The sequence below is a fragment of the Bacillus sp. FSL L8-0152 genome, assembly GCF_038006365.1.
Classification (GTDB): Bacteria; Bacillota; Bacilli; order Bacillales; family Bacillaceae_G; genus Bacillus_A; species Bacillus_A cereus.
In genome coordinates this window covers 3608014-3625704 of the sequence record NZ_JBBOVB010000001.1, presented here as the reverse complement: position 1 = coordinate 3625704, position 17691 = coordinate 3608014, and the positions used below count along the sequence as shown (strand labels likewise).

The following is a 17691-nucleotide window of genomic DNA, read 5'->3' as shown; positions in this document are numbered from 1 at the left end:
ATGGAATATTATATGCAAGATGTAGTAATGTGAACTGTATTAATAGGTGAAATGAACAAAAGGGAGTGGGATGTATGCGATACGAAATGGGTTTATATAATAAACCGTTTCAGTCAATTCAATCAGGGAAAAAAGTATATGAAGTACGCCTATACGATAAAAAACGTCAACTAATAAACAAAGACGATGAAATCGTATTTACGAATCTTACGACAACAGAAATGATGACGGTAAAAGTAACGGAAATAAAGCGATACGAGAGCTTTAAATCTATGTATGAACAAATTGATAAAAAATTATTGGATTGTGAAAATGATAGTTTAGAGGAAATGTTAGAAAGTACATACAAAATATATACGAAAGAACAAGAAAAAGAGTGGGGAACAGTTGCGATTCGTATTGAGGTAATAAAATGATAAGAAATCGCGGGGCGGCTATTATTGTACAGGAAGGGAAAATCGCTCTTATAAAACGTATTCGAGAAGAGGAAATATATTATGTTTTTCCTGGCGGAGGGATTGAGGAAGGTGAAACGCCTGAAGAGGCAACGAAAAGAGAGATATACGAAGAATTAGGGCTACATATAAAAGTGAAGCACCTTATTGCAAAGGTAAAATATAAAGGAAATGAATATTATTATGGTGCCTATATTACAGGTGGAGTGTTCGGAAGTGGAACAGCTGAGGAATTTCAGCGGGAAGGTAAAGGAAGTTATATTCCGTTATGGCTACCGATAAACGAGTTGGAAAAAGTGAATATAAAATCTTATGAAGTGGTCGGAAATATATTTAATCATTATAAAATATAACGTCTGACAACATACAAAAAAAACCATTGACATAGGCTTCTGATTTAAGTATTGTATTCGAGTATGTTTATAATCAGGAGGTTTATATGAGCAATCAAACTACTACACATCATGTGAAAATGACAACAGCGGATCCATCTGGAATTGGTCTATTTGGATTAGCGATGGTAACACTTGTAGCATCATCTCAAAAGTTAGGCTTAACAGATGGCGTTTCACTTGTATTACCATGGGCAATCTTTTTAGGAGGATTTGCACAAATCTTTGCTTGCATTCACGATGCAAAGCATAACAATACATTCGGTACGACAGCATTTGGTGCGTACGGCCTATTTTGGTTAGGTGTTGGAATGACTTGGTTAATTCAACTTGGAGTATTTGGCGAAAAATTAGCACAAGTTGCAGATTCAAAACAGCTTGGTGTAGCCTTTATCGGATATTTGATTTTCACAATCTTTATGACGATTGGTGCAATGGAAACACATAAAGTATTATTTATGATCTTCGTCCTTATTGATTTCTTATTTATTGGTCTTTCATTAAGTACTTTAGGTGTTATGCCGCACGCAATGCATAATTTAGCAGCATATTCTGAACTTCTTATTTCATTATTATCTTTCTATGGTTCAGCAGCAGCAGTGTTAAACACACACTTCGGAAAAGTTGTTTTACCAGTAGGGAAGCCTTTTGGTATTTTTAAAAAGTAATAAAAAAGCACAGATGATTGTATAGTCATCTGTGCTTTTTTTTATTTATTCCTCTATTTGTGGGCTGTCTGAAAAATCCTGATTGGTGAGGGCTCATTAAAGTTTCACTTTATTTGAAATAAGTAATGTGAAATGTAAATAAAAGTAGAAAAAAATCAATTGAAATTGATTCTCATTATTAATATAATGAGAATGAGAATCATTTATTGTTAGAGGGGGATGCCAAAGTGGCAAAAATTTTAATAGCTTATGCAAGTATGTCAGGAAATACAGAGAGTATTGCTGATTTAATTAAAGTTAGTTTAGATGCTTTTGATCATGAAGTAGTATTGCAAGAGATGGAAGGCATGGATGCTGAAGAATTATTAGCTTATGATGGAATCATTTTAGGATCTTATACGTGGGGCGATGGTGAATTACCATTTGAAGCAGAAGATTTTCATGAGGACTTAGAAAATATAGATTTAGCTGGGAAAAAGGTAGCGGTATTCGGATCAGGTGATACGGCGTATGAACTGTTTTGTGAAGCGGTAACGATATTTGAAGAACGCCTTGTAGAACGAGGTGCAGAGCTTGTACAAGAAGGGCTGAAAATTGAATTAGCTCCAGAAGATCAAGAGGATGTTGAAAAATGCAGTAATTTTGCAATTGCATTTGCTGAGAAGTTCTAAGAATGGGAGTGTCAACGTGGAGACGATGTTAAGTGCAACTGCTATTACAAAGTTAAGAGATGGAAAACTGTTGTTAGCTACTACATATAATGGCTTATTTGTTGAACAAGACGGAGAATGGAAACGAATTTTAAATGGTTTTCAAAAACGAATTAGGGATTTACATAGCGAAGATAATGTAGTTTATGGTGTAGGTGACGAAGGGATTTTTATTCGTAGTATGAATGGTGGAGAGAACTGGACAATTCAGCGTTTTCCAACAAAAGCAACAAGTTGGAATGTATGTAGCAATGTACAAGGAACTGTTGTTGCTCATGGAGAAAAAACGCTGTATCTTTCTAATAATTTCGGTTCGACATGGGAGACTATTCATCCGTTTCTTGAGTATGGCAGTGCGGCGCCGTCTATTCGATCATTATTTTTATATAAACATTACTTATTTATTGGTACGAAAATACATGCTAAGTATGGTGGTGTTTGGCTCTTTGATTTGAAGACACGTAAATTAAAGAGGATTAAAATTACGATGAATCAAATGATTTCTGCGTTGACTTTACACAATTCTTATTTAGTAGCGGCAAGTGGATCGTGCAAGGGAGTTAGCGGGAATATTTCTTATTGTAAAATAGATGACAGTATTGCGAGTGAAAAAATATATTGGCATACATGTCAAAGTGAGCAGAAAGCAAGTAGTTATTTAGACTTAAGTGTAGACCAACATGTCTTATATACAACTTCAACACAAAATAAGGCGGGTATTAGTAGTGTGTGCCGTGTACTTCTTGACGAAGGTATTGTTACAGTATGTGATTCAGTTAAAGGGCACGGATGGCGCATTGTTAATCAAAAAGATGGTTATGTAGTAGCTGGATCAGGTGAATTAAAAGCAATGCAGTGGGAACAAAAAATAATTTAAGAAAAAACTTTACTTTTATTATATTGATATGATATAGTATGTTTAAACCATTTTACTTTTAATAATATAGAGATTTAAATGAGCTGTAACTTCCGAGGAGGATAGCAATGTTAAATCTCCTCAGGGGTTGCAGTTTTTTAATATCTGGCTTATTATTGTAAGGTGGTTGAAAATGAATATGTACATATAGGTACATTGTAGGAGGATTTTTTTCATGCAAAACGGTAAAGTAAAATGGTTTAACTCAGAAAAAGGTTTCGGTTTCATCGAAGTTGAAGGCGGAGAAGACGTATTCGTTCATTTCTCAGCTATCCAAGGCGAAGGCTTCAAAACTTTAGAAGAAGGTCAAGAAGTTACTTTCGAAGTAGAACAAGGTAACCGTGGACCTCAAGCTACTAACGTAAACAAGAAGTAATTTTTGAAAAAAGAAGGGCTCGCCCTTCTTTTTTTTTGCATTTTTATAGATATCCTCCTACTTACATATCATAACAAGACTGAATTTTCATTTATTTATTCGTAGTATTTTTGTATAAAGTACATGAATAAATAAATACTGAAAATAAAGTGTTTGTGTGAAAAGGAATTTAGAAAGAGGTAAATAAATTGAAAAACGCTACACATTTCATTGTGTTTGATATTGAGAGGAATTTCAGACCGTATAAATCAGAAGATCCGTCAGAAATAGTTGATATCGGAGCTGTAAAAATAGAAATAGGTACAATGAAGATAATTGAAGAATTTTCGGAGTTAGTAAAACCAAGTGCACGATTAACTCGTCATACAACAAAATTAACCGGTATTACGAAGAAAGATTTAATGGATGTAGAAAAATTCCCTCAAATTATAGAGAAATTTATTCAGTTCATCGGAGAAGATTCTATATTTGTTTCATGGGGAAAAGAAGATTATCGCTTTCTATCTCATGATTGTACATTACATGGTGTTGAATGCCCCATTATAGAAAAAGAAAGTAGAATTGATTTGCAAAAATTTGTTTTCCAAGCATATGAGGAATTGTTTGAACATACGCCAAGTTTACAATTTGCGATAGAACAGCTCGCTTTAACGTGGGAAGGGAAACAGCACCGTGCTTTAGCAGATGCCGAAAATACAGCAAATATACTTCTTAAAGTGTATAGCGAGAGAGATATTAATAAGCGATACAAAAGACATGGTGAACTTGAACTTGTAAAGAACGGGAAACTAACGGAAAAAGCGAAAAAAAAGATGCGAAAATGGGTGTTTAAAGAACTAAAGAAAAATACAGAACGCCCTTTTGAATGGAGTACATTTGAAAGTAGTGACACGTGGGAAAGTATAACGGAAAGATATTATATAAGTGAAAATACAGTAGAACTCCTGAAAAAACATTTTCGTACGGCAGTGAGAAAAGCGGAACGACAGATTAGGTATTTGGCTGAGATGGAGGAGAATGTAGAGGTTAAATGATATTCTCCTCTATTTCTAGCTACATAAATTAAAATTCATCGTATTAAATAGCGATTAATTTGTTGCTGTAATTGAGCAGTCATTATTGCTTTGAAATTTAGGGCGTTAGTTAGAATGTTAATCTGTTGAGGAGTAGTTAATTTTTCAAATCCTTTTGCATGTGCAAAGAAATGTTGTAGGAATTTTTTCTTCTCTTCAGTTAACCTTTTATGATTTCCTATTGGAAGACCTGCGCATTTATATAAAAATTGTTTAGTATTACTTTTTAACTTTAAATCACTAATCCAATTCATAGTTTTTTCAGTGGTATGGCTGTTTATGTAGTTTTTTGGAACGGTTACTTTATAATTGTAATCCCGTAAATCATTTTTAGTAAAACCTGTCTGCTTTAAAATTTGTAATAGAGGGAAATGATTTTCCTCAAGTTTATTTAAAATAAATTGTCTATTGGTTTTATTAGAATCGCCTTTGTTATGAAGTCTACGAAGTATTTTGAGGTATTGTGAAGATTTTTCTGTAAAATCTTCAATAATACAGGGGATTTGTTTTATATGTGGATTATTAGTTATGAAATTGTAACAATCGTATTTTCCAACTAAAATGTATTCATCTTTTAGAGGATGCTTTTCGACTGGTAAGAGTAAATCAAATATATCAAGATATTCAATAGTACTGTTCATTTTTTTAGAATAAGATTTTGTAATGTGTGGATTATACAATAGATTTATTTTTTCAATAGGAATCATGCTAATTTCAGTTAAAGAATGAGGACTATGGTAAATGATCATATGTATTTACCTCCTTAAATCAAATATATAGCGTTAGAAAGTTGTCTTATGATAGCAATAGGAAAATACGTGATTAATGTGAAAGATCCTACCTCTTTTATAGAGGTAGGATCTTTTGCAGTTGTTCTATTCAATTCCTTCTGGACTATAGCTATATTGCTGCTTATTCTCAATCCGCTCAATCACATCTTGCAGCTCATCCGGCTTCAGGAATTCAATAGGAGAGAAGCCTTTCTCAAACGTAAGTGTATCAGCCTCAATCATTAATACGTATCGGTCATTTACCTTCGCAATATGTATTTGATCCCCGAAATCAGCAAGCAAAGCCTTCACAGAGATATGATCTGCTTTTAGTTTTAATTCCACTTCAGGAGCGTGCTCGACGATTTGAGCGGTAGCTTCCATTACTTCTTCGGTTGAAAATTGTTCCATAATTTCCCGCTTCGGACTAGCAGCCCATACTTCCATCGCTTGGTCGAATTGTTCGCGTTCTTCCGTACCTTCTTCAAATACATCTTCAATTTGGTCGTATACCATGTCCATTACTTGTGTTTTCATAATTTCAGGCATAGAGCGTTCATATTCGACGAATTTTAAGAAGTCTTCAAAGTAGCGGGCATGTGATGCTTGGTGTATTTTTAGTTCGCCTACTTCAACCATACCTTCTTCAGGCATGTATGGGTATTGGATAGATTTCATATTCTTTGTTGTGATGGCCATTTCAACGTTACGAATCAGTGTTGATTCATCAGAAATAGAAGCAACCTTTGGTTCGAAGTCGCATTTCATTACGAATACAAATGGATCATCAAAGTATTTGCGTAGTTTTGCCTGAGCAATTAAAAATACACCACCGCGTACAGCGCTTGTGTCAAGATATGTATAAACGAGAGGTTCGCTCATATCTTTAAAGTTGTCCTTTGTTTCTGCAAAGCGAATACGATTAAAAAGGTTGTAATGAGGGTTTGAATCAAGTTCGTGCCCTTCCTCTACAATAAAGCGACCAATCTTTGTTGGGGCTTGTTCTGTTTTTGCATGACGTTCTACTTTTCGCTTCGATATTTTTAATAACTCACCATTCAAAAATTCTTTTAAGGAGCTATCTTCATATTCTTCAGCGTCTAAAGTTTGAAAATGTTTGTAGCGTTTATCAACTGCTTCACCTTTTCCTTCTACTTGTACAACATAAAAGGAAAGATAATTTATTTCAAAATCCATATTTATCACCTTGTTTCATTTCATTAACTCTTATCAGTATAGAGATGGAAAAAACTTTCGTCAATTTATATAAGGAAGGGGGAGCCCCTTCCTTATATAATTTTTATTTTCTTGATTAAAATCCGTCTTCTAATGCTGCGAATGGAATGTTTAGTCTGTTTTCTACTGTACGTAAACGTTGGTTTAAGCGGTTTAGTCTACGTGTATGGCGCTCAACTGTATTTTCTAGTTGACGTACTCTTTGTTCAAGCTCATTTACGCGTCTTTCTAATTGACGATTTCCAGTGCCAGGAAAAGAGATTGGAAGTTGGAATTGTCTATTTTGGTCATATGGATTCGTTTGCTCTGCTTGATCTATATTAGATTGATATTGTGCTTGTAAGTCATACTGTGGTTGTTGGTACGCATATTGATTATATGGATCATATGGATTGTAGGGATACATAATAACATCCTCCATTTCTTTAAAATAGGTTGAATTCACCATAATGTATGTGCAAAAGCGGAGCGGTGGCACGGCAAATACCTATTTATGTTGACGGGATTTCTCTTTATCCCGCATTAACGGGCAGTAAGACCCCACTGATTAAAGTTTCACTTTATAAAAAATAGCTTGAGGGTTTTTGATTTGTATTTCTTTTGCTTGATGGTATATACTGGATAAAAGAGAGAGTTTACATAAAAGTTACAATTCTATCAAACTCAAACTTTTATGTAAATATGTATAGACATTTATAAAAGAAAAGAGTAATTTATATAGAGTGAAAAATAACTTGTAACATTTTATAAACATATTGTAAAATGATTGTAACAAAACATACATAAAAATGAAATAAATACATAATAGTGATGTTGGGGAAAGGGAGAGAGTATATTGTTCCGTAAAGTAAAGGGTATATTAGTTGGGGTGTTATGTGTAGCTGTAGTGAGTGGCTGTGGTGCAAAAGTAAGTGATGTTGCATTGGTAAGTGATATTGGTGGGCACACTGTAGAGGCTAAAGCAGAAGTGCAGGATACTATTAGTTTAGTTGATGGTCGAACTGGTACTGAAGTGAAAAAATTAGATTTATCTGGTTTAGGCTATTTTGAAGATGAAGCGAAATTTAAAAAGTCTGTAACAAAGGTTGTTGGTGAGGTTGGAAAAAGCGTCGACAAAAAAATGGTTCCTTCACGTATAGCACCTGATGGAAGTTGGCAAGAAGGAAAACCTTCTTATGAATTAATGGAAAAAGAATTAGTAGATAAATTGTTAAACGTTGGTATGTGGGATGCTACGTATCAGTTGCCGATTGTGGAGAAAAAACCAGTCGCAACATTAAGTGATGCGCAAGGAAATGGTACGGTAATTGGTAGATATGAAACGAACTTAGGTGGTTCAACAGGTGGCCGTATTGAGAATATTCGTTTGTCAGCAGCGAGCATAAATGGAGTTGTGTTAGCAAAAGGAGACCGTTTCTCTTTTAATTCTTTAATCGGTGATACAACACCAGATAAAGGATATCAATTAGGGAAAGAAATAGTTGATGGTAAATTAGTAGATGGATATGGCGGTGGTGTTTGTCAAACATCTTCAACTTTATACAATGCAGCAGATCAAGCTGGCCTGAAAATGGTGGAGAGAACTACACATTCTAAAACGGTAGGTTATGTTCCACAAGGAAGAGATGCTACAATTGCATATCCATATTTAGATTTAGTATTTGAAAATACGAATGATGCACCTGTGAAGCTTTATATGGGCATTCAGGGTGGAAAGCTAGTTGCTGAAGTACATAAAATGAGATAAGAGTTATAAAGCCCCCTTTTCTGAAAGTTAGAAAAGGGGGCATTTTATTATGAAAATAAAAATGTATGTAAATTCTGACTTTTCTTATTTACATAGGATGATTTTAGTTGTATCCTTCATAGTAACGGTTATATGTAATGGGAAAATATAGGGATAAGGAGATGAGGTTATTCATGGTACAAATTCATCCGAAAACACGTATTGGTCATGTTGAATTTAAAGTGAAAGATTTAGAGCGTCAAATTTCTTTTTATGAGAATGTTGTAGGATTAGAGGTAATTAAGCAAGAGGGGAATAAAGCATATTTATCTGGAAAAGGTGGAAAAAACGCGTTACTTGTTCTTGAAAAGATAGAGGACGGGGTACTGCAAGAACCGCGTACGACTGGTATATATCATGTAGCCTTTTTAGTTCCGACTCGTGAAGCTTTTGCTTCTGCGCTATTTGGGGTTCTTCGTAATAAGAATGTAATTGACAGCCCGGCTGAGCAAGAAGGGCGTTATACATATTCAAATGAAATTTTACCAATTTCAAGGTTTAATAGTGCAAGTGATCATACATATAGCGAAGCTTATTATTTGCAAGATTTAGAGGGGAATGGTATTGAAATTTATGCAGACCGACCGCGCGATCAATGGGGAGAAGGGCCAGGAGGAAGTACACCACTTGATTTAAAAGAATTGGCAACACTCGTTGATTATGAGTTTGATGGTTTGCCTGCTAATACTGTCGTTGGGCATGTACATTTACGAATAGCTGATGTAGAGAAATCACATGAATTTTATGTGGAAACAGTAGGTTTTGAAGTACAGCAGCGTGAAGAGGATTGCTTATTTATTTCAGCAGGGGGATATCATCACCATATTGGTGCAAATACGTGGAACGGAGTAAACAATCCACACCCACCAGTACATGCAACTGGACTAAAGGTATATGCGATTGTACTACCGCATAAAGAAGCGTTAGATGAAGTGAAAGAAAGATTAATAGAAAAACAACATGAAATAAATGAAACTACAAATGGGTTTGCGGTAGTAGATCCAAGTGGTATTACAGTGCAGTTTGAAATAGAAACAGTGTAAAAGAAGCGAGAAAGTGTATAATCACTTTCTTGCTTCTTTTTGATACGTAATCCAAGTAGCACAAGGGTTAAAAGGGAAGGATTTTAATAGTTCCATTGCATATATACTAGTTGAATCGAATTCACCTTGAATGAAAGAATAGCCGTGTTTATTTGCATACATAATTTGTTCGAAAACGAGAATTTTTAGTAATGGTAAATTGTCTGTAGTGTGAGTTCCGCACCATCCTAGTTCTAACGTATCATCCTTTTCCGATGTATGGAGGAAAGAGTACCCAATAATTTCGTTCTCTTCACTTATAATTAGAAAGCTCCCATCTAGTAACACGTCATCAGCTAAGATCTTTTCTTTCCAAGTTTCGAGAGGATATAGAGCAACGGGATTTGCTAAGTGGGTTTGCTCGTAAATGCCTTTTACTAAGTAGGCTAGTTTTTCTAGTAAGTTATTATTAGATAAGATGTTTGATAAAGTTTGTAAATGATAATTTGAATTAGGAACTATATCGATAGGAACTATTTTTTGTAAGTCTAATATTGGCATATATGTTCTTCGGATTTCAATAAACTTATTTTGTTCATAATAAGTTTTTAAATGAGCTGACGTTTCCCATATAGAAGTTTGGAATGGTAAATTAAATTGTTCTCGTTTTTGAATCTCAGTAAATAAGAATTGTTCAATACGTAGCTCTGAATAGAAAGGGTTCGTGTATATTCGAAAGTATGTGCAGTATGGATGGAAGCTACTGTTCCAGGTGAGAAAGATGCCTACTACATCTTTTTTATAGCAGGCAACATACGCACATTTTGTTTTACTATCTCGTAATAAGTTAAATAGATAAGAGTCTTCATTATATAAATCAATAAGTTGTTTTACTTTTAGCTCGTTACTTCTACTATATTTCTCTATAATAAGATTATTTTCATTAGATGGCTTCTTCATAGCTCAATCCAAAATCTTCTTACTACATTTCCATCTTCCTCAGTGAAATCATCATCACGAATCCCGCCGTTATGTAAAATCGTTTTTTCAGAAGCGGTATTTACTGCGTCGCAAACGACAAGTACTTTCGTGATGTCTAATTCCTTCGTTTTTTCTAATGATAATGCTAGTAACTTCGTAGCATAACCTTTTCTTCTTTCAGAAGGGCGAATGCCATAACCGATATGACCGCCAGCGTTAAATAAATGTTCGGTTAAACTATGACGTATATTAACAGCTCCCACAATTTTATTTTCATCTGTAACAAGCCAATATGTAGAATCTGGTACCCAAGTTTCAGGGATATTTATTCCGTTATGCGCATCGAGAAGTTCTTGAACCATAGCTGGGAAGTTGGCAGGATTTTTTGTGATAACCCACGGGATCATTGTTTCACCGCTATCTTTCCATTCGTTATAGAAATCTAAGTATTCTTCTTGTAAATCAGTAGTAGGTGTAAGTAATGAGACGTTCATTGTTAGTAAGCTCCTTTAGTTATGTAGTTTTTATAAAAAATTATGAAACAAAGTGAAAGCGTTTTCCAAAATTTCTCAACCTAATTTCATGCAATCCACCTTTGGTTTTTTAGAAAATTAGTGAAGGTTTAAAATTAGGAGTTATTTATTTTATGTTAATATTTAAAATATTAACATAAAACAGTCGGAGTATTAAGTGTATTTTATTGGTATTCTTTCATGTTGATAAATGGATGTTTGTGATAATTTTTGTTTTATCTATCTATAATGAATGAAAGGGGGAAGTGCCCGTGAGTGTAGATTTTGATTTTATTATACGAATCGGTGTTGCTGGCTTGTTAGGAGCAATGATTGGTATTGAAAGAGAAATTCGATCGAAAGAAGCTGGATTAAAGACTCATTTCCTCGTAGCGGTAGGAAGTGCGTTAATAATGGTTGTTTCGAAATATGCCTTTTCAGATATTGTGTATGAAGAGCATACGTCTCTAGACCCAAGTCGGATTGCGGCACAAGTCGTTAGTGGAGTTGGTTTTTTAGGTGCAGGCACAATTATTATTCAAAAGCAGGCGGTGAAAGGATTAACGACCGCGGCTGGTTTATGGGCTACTGCCGGTATAGGATTAGCAATTGGAGCGGGAATGTATGTAGTAGGCATTGGAGCGACGATTCTCGTTTTAATTGGTTTAGAAATTGTCAGTCGTATTTTTAAGGTGCAATTTTTATTTCCACAAAATATAACAGTGCAAATGTTTGTAAATAAACATGAAGCGGTACAACAAATATTAGAAACACTACAAGTGAAAGGCATCCCAATACTCTCATATGAGGTGGAAGCTTCACAGCAAGGTACAGAAACTGTTTATAAGGTAGGGATGCAACTGAAAAATATATCGTCAGAAGAAAAGAATGAGTTTATTCAGCATATGCAAACATTACCGGAAGTTACGTTTATAAAGTTAAAATCATAGTGTTGAAAACGAGGATAGATGTAGCGGGAATTTTGCTATTATCTATCTTTTTTGATATAAAATGCACGGAAAGTCAAGCGTTAATTTTACATGAAATGAATATATGTGTGAACGTTACCTTATTTTTTCTCAATACAGGACAAAAAGTAAAAATAGTAAAATAATGGAGCGGGACACTAAAAATGTAAGGTAGGGGAGAGCATGAAAGGCTATTCAAAGAAAATGTTAATAGGGGTAAGTTTTGCTAGTTTAATGTTAGGGAGTTTTCAAGGGGTCAGTTTGGCAGAAGATACTAAGGGAGAGCAAGTTTCTTATCGAAATGTGCTCAAAATGGAGCCAGTCGGTGTACAACTACCAGTACAAGAATTAGCTCATTCATCGAAAGTGCTCGAAAGCAAGTCTTTTGAGAAAAGGCTACAATTTGCCGATTTATCACAAAGACCACCTGAGGTGAAAAAAGAAAGTAAGCAATTAGCTGTAGCGAAAACTTATACAATTGCTGAATTAAATCAATTAAGCAATCAGCAGTTAGTAGATTTACTTGTAACAATTGATTGGGAGCAAATTACGGGGCTATTTCAGTTTAATACAGACAGTCTAGCATTCTATCAAAATGATAGTAGGATGCAGGCGATTATTGATAAATTGAAGCAGCAAGGACAAGCCTATACGAAGGATGATTCAAAAGGGATTGAGACATTAGTGGAGGTATTACGTTCAGGATTTTATTTAGGATTTTATAATTCGGAACTTAGTAAATTAAATGAACGGAGTTATCATGATAAATGCTTACCTGCATTAAAAGCGATAGCTAACAATTCAAATTTCAAGCTGGGTACATTAGAGCAAAATAGAGTGGTATCATCATATGGAAAGTTAATAGGAAACGCTTCGAGTGATGTGGAAACGATAACATCAGCTGCAAAAATTTTTAAACAATATAATGATAATTTTTCTACATTAGTAGATAATCTTTCAGCTGGAAATGCTATTTACGATATTATGCAAGGTGTTGATTACGACATTCAATCGTATTTGTACGATACGAGGAAAGCACCGAAAGATACAGTATGGTATCAGAAAATAGATAGTTATATTAATGAACTAAGTCGTTTTGCATTAATGGGAACGATTACAGCAAAAAACGGTTGGCTTATTAATAATGGCATTTATTATACAGGTAGACTCGGTACGTTCCATAGTACAGGAACGAAAGGGTTACAAGTTGTAACAGATGCGATGAAAATTTATCCGTATTTAGGGGAGCAATATTTCGTAGCTGCTGAGCAAATCGCAACGAATTATGGCGGAAAAGATGCAAATGGTAAAGTGGTGAATTTAGATCAAATAAGAGAAGATGGAAAGAAAAAATATTTGCCAAAAACGTATACGTTTGATGATGGGGCAATTGTTTTAAAAGCTGGAGATAAAGTGACAGAAGAAAAAGTAAAACGTTTATATTGGGCGGCAAAAGAAGTGAAGGCACAATTCCATCGTACGGTTGAAAGTGATCAACCTTTAGAAAAAGGAAATCCTGATGATGTACTAACGATGGTTATTTATAATAGCCCAGCAGAATATCAATTTAATCGTCAATTGTACGGTTATGAAACGAATAACGGTGGTCTTTATATAGAAGGAACAGGTACGTTCTTTACTTATGAGCGTACGCCAGAAGAAAGTATTTATAGTTTAGAAGAATTATTCAGACACGAGTTCACGCATTATTTACAAGGTAGATATGAAGTACCAGGGTTATGGGGACAAGGGAAAATATATGAAAATGAAAGATTATCTTGGTTTGAAGAAGGGAATGCTGAATTTTTTGCAGGGGCAACGAGAACGGATAATGTTGTACCGAGAAAGAGTATTATAGGAGGATTATCTTCAAATCCAGCAGAGCGTTATACGGCAGAGCGAACGTTAAATGCAAAGTATGGAACGTGGGATTTCTATAATTATTCCTTTGCTTTACAATCGTATATGTACAATAAGAGATATGATATGTTCGATAAAATACATGATCTTATTAGGGAAAATGATGTAACAGCATATGATGCATATCGCTCTACATTAAGTAAAGATGCGAATTTAAATAAAGAATATCAAGATTATATGCAAATGCTAGTTGATAATCGTGAGAAATATAATGTGCCATTAGTATCAGACGATTATTTAGCGAATCATGTATGGAAGCCAGTTTCAGATATTGCGGCAGAAATCACAGCGGAAGCAAAATTGAAAAATGTATCAGTAAAGAAAAATAAATCACAGTTCTTTAATACATTCACACTACAAGGAACATATACAGGAACCGCAGCAAAAGGAGAATATGAAGATTGGAAAACAATTACACAAAACGTTAATGATACGTTAAAACGTTTAAGTGCAAAGGAATGGACAGGCTATAAAACAGTAACAGCATACTTCGTAAATTATCGCGTGAATGCATCAGGACAATTTGAATATGATGTTGTGTTCCACGGTATTAATACAGAAGAAGGTGCAGAGAATAAAGCACCAGTTGCAGTTATAAACGGTCCGTATAGTGGAAATGTAAATGAAGCAATTTCATTTAAAAGCGACGGATCAAAAGATGAAGACGGGAAAATTACTTCGTATAAATGGGAGTTTGGTGATGGAGCAGTAAGTAATGAGCAAAATCCAACTCACGTATATACAAAAGAAGGAACGTATACGACGAAATTAACGGTAACAGACGATAAAGGAGCAACTAATACTGCTACAGCGACTGTAACTGTTCAAAAGAAAGAAGATAACAGTGTAGAAAAAGAACCGAATAACTCATTCCAAACAGCAAACAAACTGCAGTTAAATCAAGTTTTACGTGCTAGTTTAGGAAATGGCGATACAAGTGACTTCTTTGAAATTAATGTGGAGACTGCTAAAAATCTTCAAATTAACGTAACGAATGAAAATAATATCGGAATGAACTGGGTACTTTATTCTGAAGCAGATTTAAATAATTATGTTACGTATGCTCAGCAACAAGGGAATAAACTAGTAGGTAGTTACTACACGTATCCAGGGAAGTATTATTTACATGTGTATCAGTATGGTGGTGGAACAGGGAATTATACGGTGGAAGTGAAGTACTAAAAGAGGAATTGTCTTTTTCAATGAATGGCACAAGGTCTGTACTTTAATGGAAAAACAACTGTAGGAAATGTCTATAATGATAATAACAAATTAAGTGTCGAGAGATGTTATATTTACATTAAACCAATCTAATTAGTAAATGAGATAAAGTCGATGAACTAGTATTTCATCACGATGTAAGAAAAGTTATAAATATTAAGTGTTTTTAATTGAATTAAACTAAAGGATCAGAGTATATCTGTAACAATAGATAAGCTCTGATCCTTATTATTTTTAATTAATACACATGAATTTAAGATAATTAATAAGTAAGCTAGCGCTAGCGGGATTCTTAAAATTCATTTATGTAATTAACTAAACAGAAAATTTTTATCGCATTAGTAAGGGATACTAATAGAAAAGCGTGTCCCTTTACCTAAGTTACTCTCTATCTCTATATCTCCGTTTAATTCTTTAATAATACTATAAGCAATCATAGTACCAAGCCCAGTTCCTTTTTCTGTTGTTGAATAGAATGGCAAAGCAATTCGTTTTATTTGTTGAGATGACATCCCAATTCCTGAATCAATAATATCAATTATGATATTTCCTTTTACTTTTTGTATATTTATTTGTAATAATCCACCATTTTTCATAGCCTCAATTCCGTTTTGGATGATGTTGTTTAGACAGAGTTTGAATTTTTCGGGGTCCCCATTTATATAAAAGGAATCTGTACTATTTTGTTTGATTTCAACTTTGTATGATAGAGCGAGTGGTGAAATAGTATCTTTCACCTGATTTAAAATGTGATTAATATCTATTTTCTCTTTTAGGGTGTTCTGTGGTTTGGTTAAAGATAAATAGTTATTAATAGTAGATTGTATTTGCTGCATTTCAATTAACATGATTTCTAAGTATTGATCCTGAGATAGCTTAGAGGCATGTTTTTCATTTAATAATTGAGTGAATCCATGTACCGTGGTTAGTGGATTGTGGATTTCGTGTGCAATTGACGCTGCTAGTTCGCTAGCTATATAAAATTTTTCAGCCCGTTGTAGCTTTTCTTTCATTTTATATTTCTCGATCATTCCCTCTATTAAATAAACTGATAATAATACTGTGAAAATATTAATGATTATGTAATTTAATAAAAATTCTATGAGAGTAGAGTCTATTTTCCCTCCTGTATGTATTTGAGTTACAATACCGCAAATAGAAAGTGAAGTTGTACATACTAAAATAAGGAGTAAGCTTAATAATACTTTTTTTTCTTTAACATACATAGGTAATAAGTAACGAAAGAGCATTGTTATACCAAAAATAATAGTGAAGATAATAAATGATGGAAGAACGCCATTTCCGCCTAAGTAAAACCGATAAGAAAGATATAAAATTCCTATAAAAACAATGTTTTTTGTATTTCCATATAGAAAAACTAATATTATAGGAATAAAACGTAAATCATAAATAAATCCCACATGTAAATGAAAAGGAAAAGTCATACAAAAAATAATAGCAATGGAGGAAAGGATAGAAAATAATATATTATTACATGTTGTTTTTTCTTTAAACTCTAGCCAAAATACGTGATAGCTAAGGATACAAATTATTATAATAAAGGTATTTAATAAAAGAGTAGAAATTCCCATAGTTTTGCATCTCCAATAGTTTGTAAGTAGAATTATGTATGAGTTGGACATAGATGTTTAGTATTAGTAGACTTTTTATCTAAAAAAGGAAGGGTACTTGAAAAATGCTGTTATATTACTCGTATTAAAATTGATAAGGAAAATAGAAAAAATCTATTTAAATTTATGTACATATGAAATTATAAACTAACTTTTGTATAGGTAAAATTGGGATTGAGTTACTGATAAAATAAGGTTTTTTAAGTATGAATATTCTGTAAAAATGATATACATGGTGACTCCTGTTTTGTAGCCTTCGTTATATTAACATGGAATATATCAAATTACAAAGTGAAATTTTAGAAAAATTTTATTAGTACATTTTATCTGAAATAGAAATGCTATTTATGTGAGTATTTTGGTACTTACTCGTATAAAACTTTGTTAGAAAAAGACTTTAAAATTCACATGTTTTTTATGAAGCGTAATATTGTAGCTTTATCTATGTGGGTTTCTCAATAACTATTAAGGTGAAAAGTTAAGATATATAGGTTTATAGATATGAATTATTACATAAAAACGTACTTGGAAAAGGATGTATGATGGTAATAGAATACAAACATCAAGGGGGAACTTAAAATGAAGTTAAATAAACTAGTGCTTAGTTGTGGAGTAATTTCAGCATTAACACTTGGTGTGTTAGGGAATAATACTTATGCTGAAGAAGTACACAAAACGAATGATCCAATTCATGTAGTTGAACATGTTTCTGCAGACTTATTATTAACCCAAACAATGGATTATAGTGGCGAGGCTGAAACTTCTTTCGTATATGATGGGAGTACTGACTTAAGCTTCTCTATGAAAAATAATGGTCAAAATACAATGGGATATAGTGTAAAAGGTCCAAATACAGAGCTAATTGTTGGTGGTTATATAAAACCTGGAGAACAACAAATTAATGTTACAAATGTACGGAATGCTTTATCTCCATTACCGAATGGAACATATAAAATTTACGTTTCAAATGATGATGGTTCTAAGGGGCAATTCCAAGTTTCAGTAAGATCTATGAATTAAATTTAAAACGCTTTGCTTTTAAGTTAATTTAATC

18 protein-coding genes are annotated in these 17691 nt (G+C 33.6%); 12 read left to right on the top strand and 6 right to left on the bottom strand.

The features are described 5' to 3' along the window. The first annotated feature begins 74 nt into the window (after nucleotides 1–74). From MHH27_RS18110 to MHH27_RS18080, 7 genes are all read left to right on the top strand, one after another. A complete protein-coding gene (locus tag MHH27_RS18110; RefSeq protein ID WP_001268359.1) occupies nucleotides 75–416 on the top strand; it encodes an ASCH domain-containing protein in 342 nt (113 codons plus the stop codon). Further along, on the top strand, nucleotides 413–808 hold the full coding sequence (locus tag MHH27_RS18105) for an NUDIX hydrolase (RefSeq protein WP_340943621.1): 396 nt from the start codon (nucleotides 413–415) through the stop codon (nucleotides 806–808). Before MHH27_RS18110 ends, MHH27_RS18105 begins: the two co-directional genes overlap by 4 nt. A gap of 86 nt (nucleotides 809–894) precedes the next feature. Next, nucleotides 895–1515 carry an acetate uptake transporter gene (locus MHH27_RS18100; RefSeq protein ID WP_000070945.1) on the top strand — a complete coding sequence of 207 codons (621 nt, stop codon included), beginning with the start codon at nucleotides 895–897 and terminating at the stop codon, nucleotides 1513–1515. Between the two features lie 227 nt (nucleotides 1516–1742). Continuing rightward, nucleotides 1743–2186, top strand: a complete 444-nt coding sequence (locus MHH27_RS18095; RefSeq protein WP_001062759.1) for a flavodoxin — start codon at nucleotides 1743–1745, stop codon at nucleotides 2184–2186. 16 nt (nucleotides 2187–2202) lie between these two features. Next, complete coding sequence (locus MHH27_RS18090; protein WP_000449497.1) at nucleotides 2203–3102, top strand: WD40/YVTN/BNR-like repeat-containing protein; 900 nt, start codon at nucleotides 2203–2205, stop codon at nucleotides 3100–3102. Nucleotides 3103–3316: 214 nt separating this feature from the next. Then, on the top strand, nucleotides 3317–3517 hold the full coding sequence (gene cspB, locus MHH27_RS18085; RefSeq protein ID WP_001179150.1) for a cold shock-like protein CspB: 201 nt from the start codon (nucleotides 3317–3319) through the stop codon (nucleotides 3515–3517). Nucleotides 3518–3705: 188 nt separating this feature from the next. Then, nucleotides 3706–4551, top strand: a complete 846-nt coding sequence (locus MHH27_RS18080) for an exonuclease (protein ID WP_090977440.1) — start codon at nucleotides 3706–3708, stop codon at nucleotides 4549–4551. Nucleotides 4552–4586: 35 nt separating this feature from the next. Here MHH27_RS18080 and MHH27_RS18075 read toward each other — a convergent pair whose 3' ends face one another. From MHH27_RS18075 to MHH27_RS18065, 3 genes are all read right to left on the bottom strand, one after another. Continuing rightward, entirely contained in the window at nucleotides 4587–5339 is a 753-nt protein-coding gene (locus tag MHH27_RS18075) for a hypothetical protein (RefSeq protein WP_098235317.1), read from the bottom strand. A 126-nt stretch (nucleotides 5340–5465) separates the two neighbouring features. Beyond that, entirely contained in the window at nucleotides 5466–6557 is a 1092-nt protein-coding gene (locus MHH27_RS18070) for a DUF3900 domain-containing protein (protein ID WP_000345036.1), read from the bottom strand. A gap of 115 nt (nucleotides 6558–6672) precedes the next feature. Further along, nucleotides 6673–7002: a hypothetical protein gene (locus MHH27_RS18065; RefSeq protein WP_000283707.1), complete on the bottom strand. Its 330-nt coding sequence runs from the start codon at nucleotides 7000–7002 to the stop codon at nucleotides 6673–6675. 429 nt (nucleotides 7003–7431) lie between these two features. Between MHH27_RS18065 and MHH27_RS18060 the strand changes: the two genes are divergently transcribed. Both MHH27_RS18060 and MHH27_RS18055 read left to right on the top strand, forming a co-directional pair. Then, nucleotides 7432–8343 (top strand): VanW family protein, encoded by a 912-nt coding sequence (locus MHH27_RS18060; protein WP_000488980.1) that lies wholly within the window; start codon nucleotides 7432–7434, stop codon nucleotides 8341–8343. Between the two features lie 173 nt (nucleotides 8344–8516). After that, a complete protein-coding gene (locus MHH27_RS18055; protein ID WP_000249882.1) occupies nucleotides 8517–9425 on the top strand; it encodes a VOC family protein in 909 nt (302 codons plus the stop codon). Between the two features lie 21 nt (nucleotides 9426–9446). On the opposite strand, the gene MHH27_RS18050 is transcribed toward MHH27_RS18055, so the two are convergent. Together MHH27_RS18050 and MHH27_RS18045 are read right to left on the bottom strand one after the other, a co-directional pair. Beyond that, nucleotides 9447–10364 (bottom strand): GNAT family acetyltransferase, encoded by a 918-nt coding sequence (locus tag MHH27_RS18050; protein ID WP_258131407.1) that lies wholly within the window; start codon nucleotides 10362–10364, stop codon nucleotides 9447–9449. After that, nucleotides 10361–10879, bottom strand: a complete 519-nt coding sequence (locus MHH27_RS18045; protein ID WP_089171556.1) for a GNAT family N-acetyltransferase — start codon at nucleotides 10877–10879, stop codon at nucleotides 10361–10363. Before MHH27_RS18045 ends, MHH27_RS18050 begins: the two co-directional genes overlap by 4 nt. A 290-nt stretch (nucleotides 10880–11169) precedes the next feature. Between MHH27_RS18045 and MHH27_RS18040 the strand changes: the two genes are divergently transcribed. Beyond that, nucleotides 11170–11847 carry an MgtC/SapB family protein gene (locus tag MHH27_RS18040; RefSeq protein ID WP_000109730.1) on the top strand — a complete coding sequence of 226 codons (678 nt, stop codon included), beginning with the start codon at nucleotides 11170–11172 and terminating at the stop codon, nucleotides 11845–11847. 201 nt (nucleotides 11848–12048) lie between these two features. Next, nucleotides 12049–14967 carry a collagenase ColA gene (gene colA, locus MHH27_RS18035; RefSeq protein WP_340943612.1) on the top strand — a complete coding sequence of 973 codons (2919 nt, stop codon included), beginning with the start codon at nucleotides 12049–12051 and terminating at the stop codon, nucleotides 14965–14967. Nucleotides 14968–15344: 377 nt separating this feature from the next. Here colA and MHH27_RS18030 read toward each other — a convergent pair whose 3' ends face one another. Next, on the bottom strand, nucleotides 15345–16598 hold the full coding sequence (locus tag MHH27_RS18030; RefSeq protein WP_063548274.1) for a sensor histidine kinase: 1254 nt from the start codon (nucleotides 16596–16598) through the stop codon (nucleotides 15345–15347). Between the two features lie 618 nt (nucleotides 16599–17216). Between MHH27_RS18030 and MHH27_RS18025 the strand changes: the two genes are divergently transcribed. Further along, on the top strand, nucleotides 17217–17657 hold the full coding sequence (locus tag MHH27_RS18025) for a hypothetical protein (protein ID WP_071714644.1): 441 nt from the start codon (nucleotides 17217–17219) through the stop codon (nucleotides 17655–17657). The last annotated feature ends 34 nt before the right edge of the window (nucleotides 17658–17691 follow it).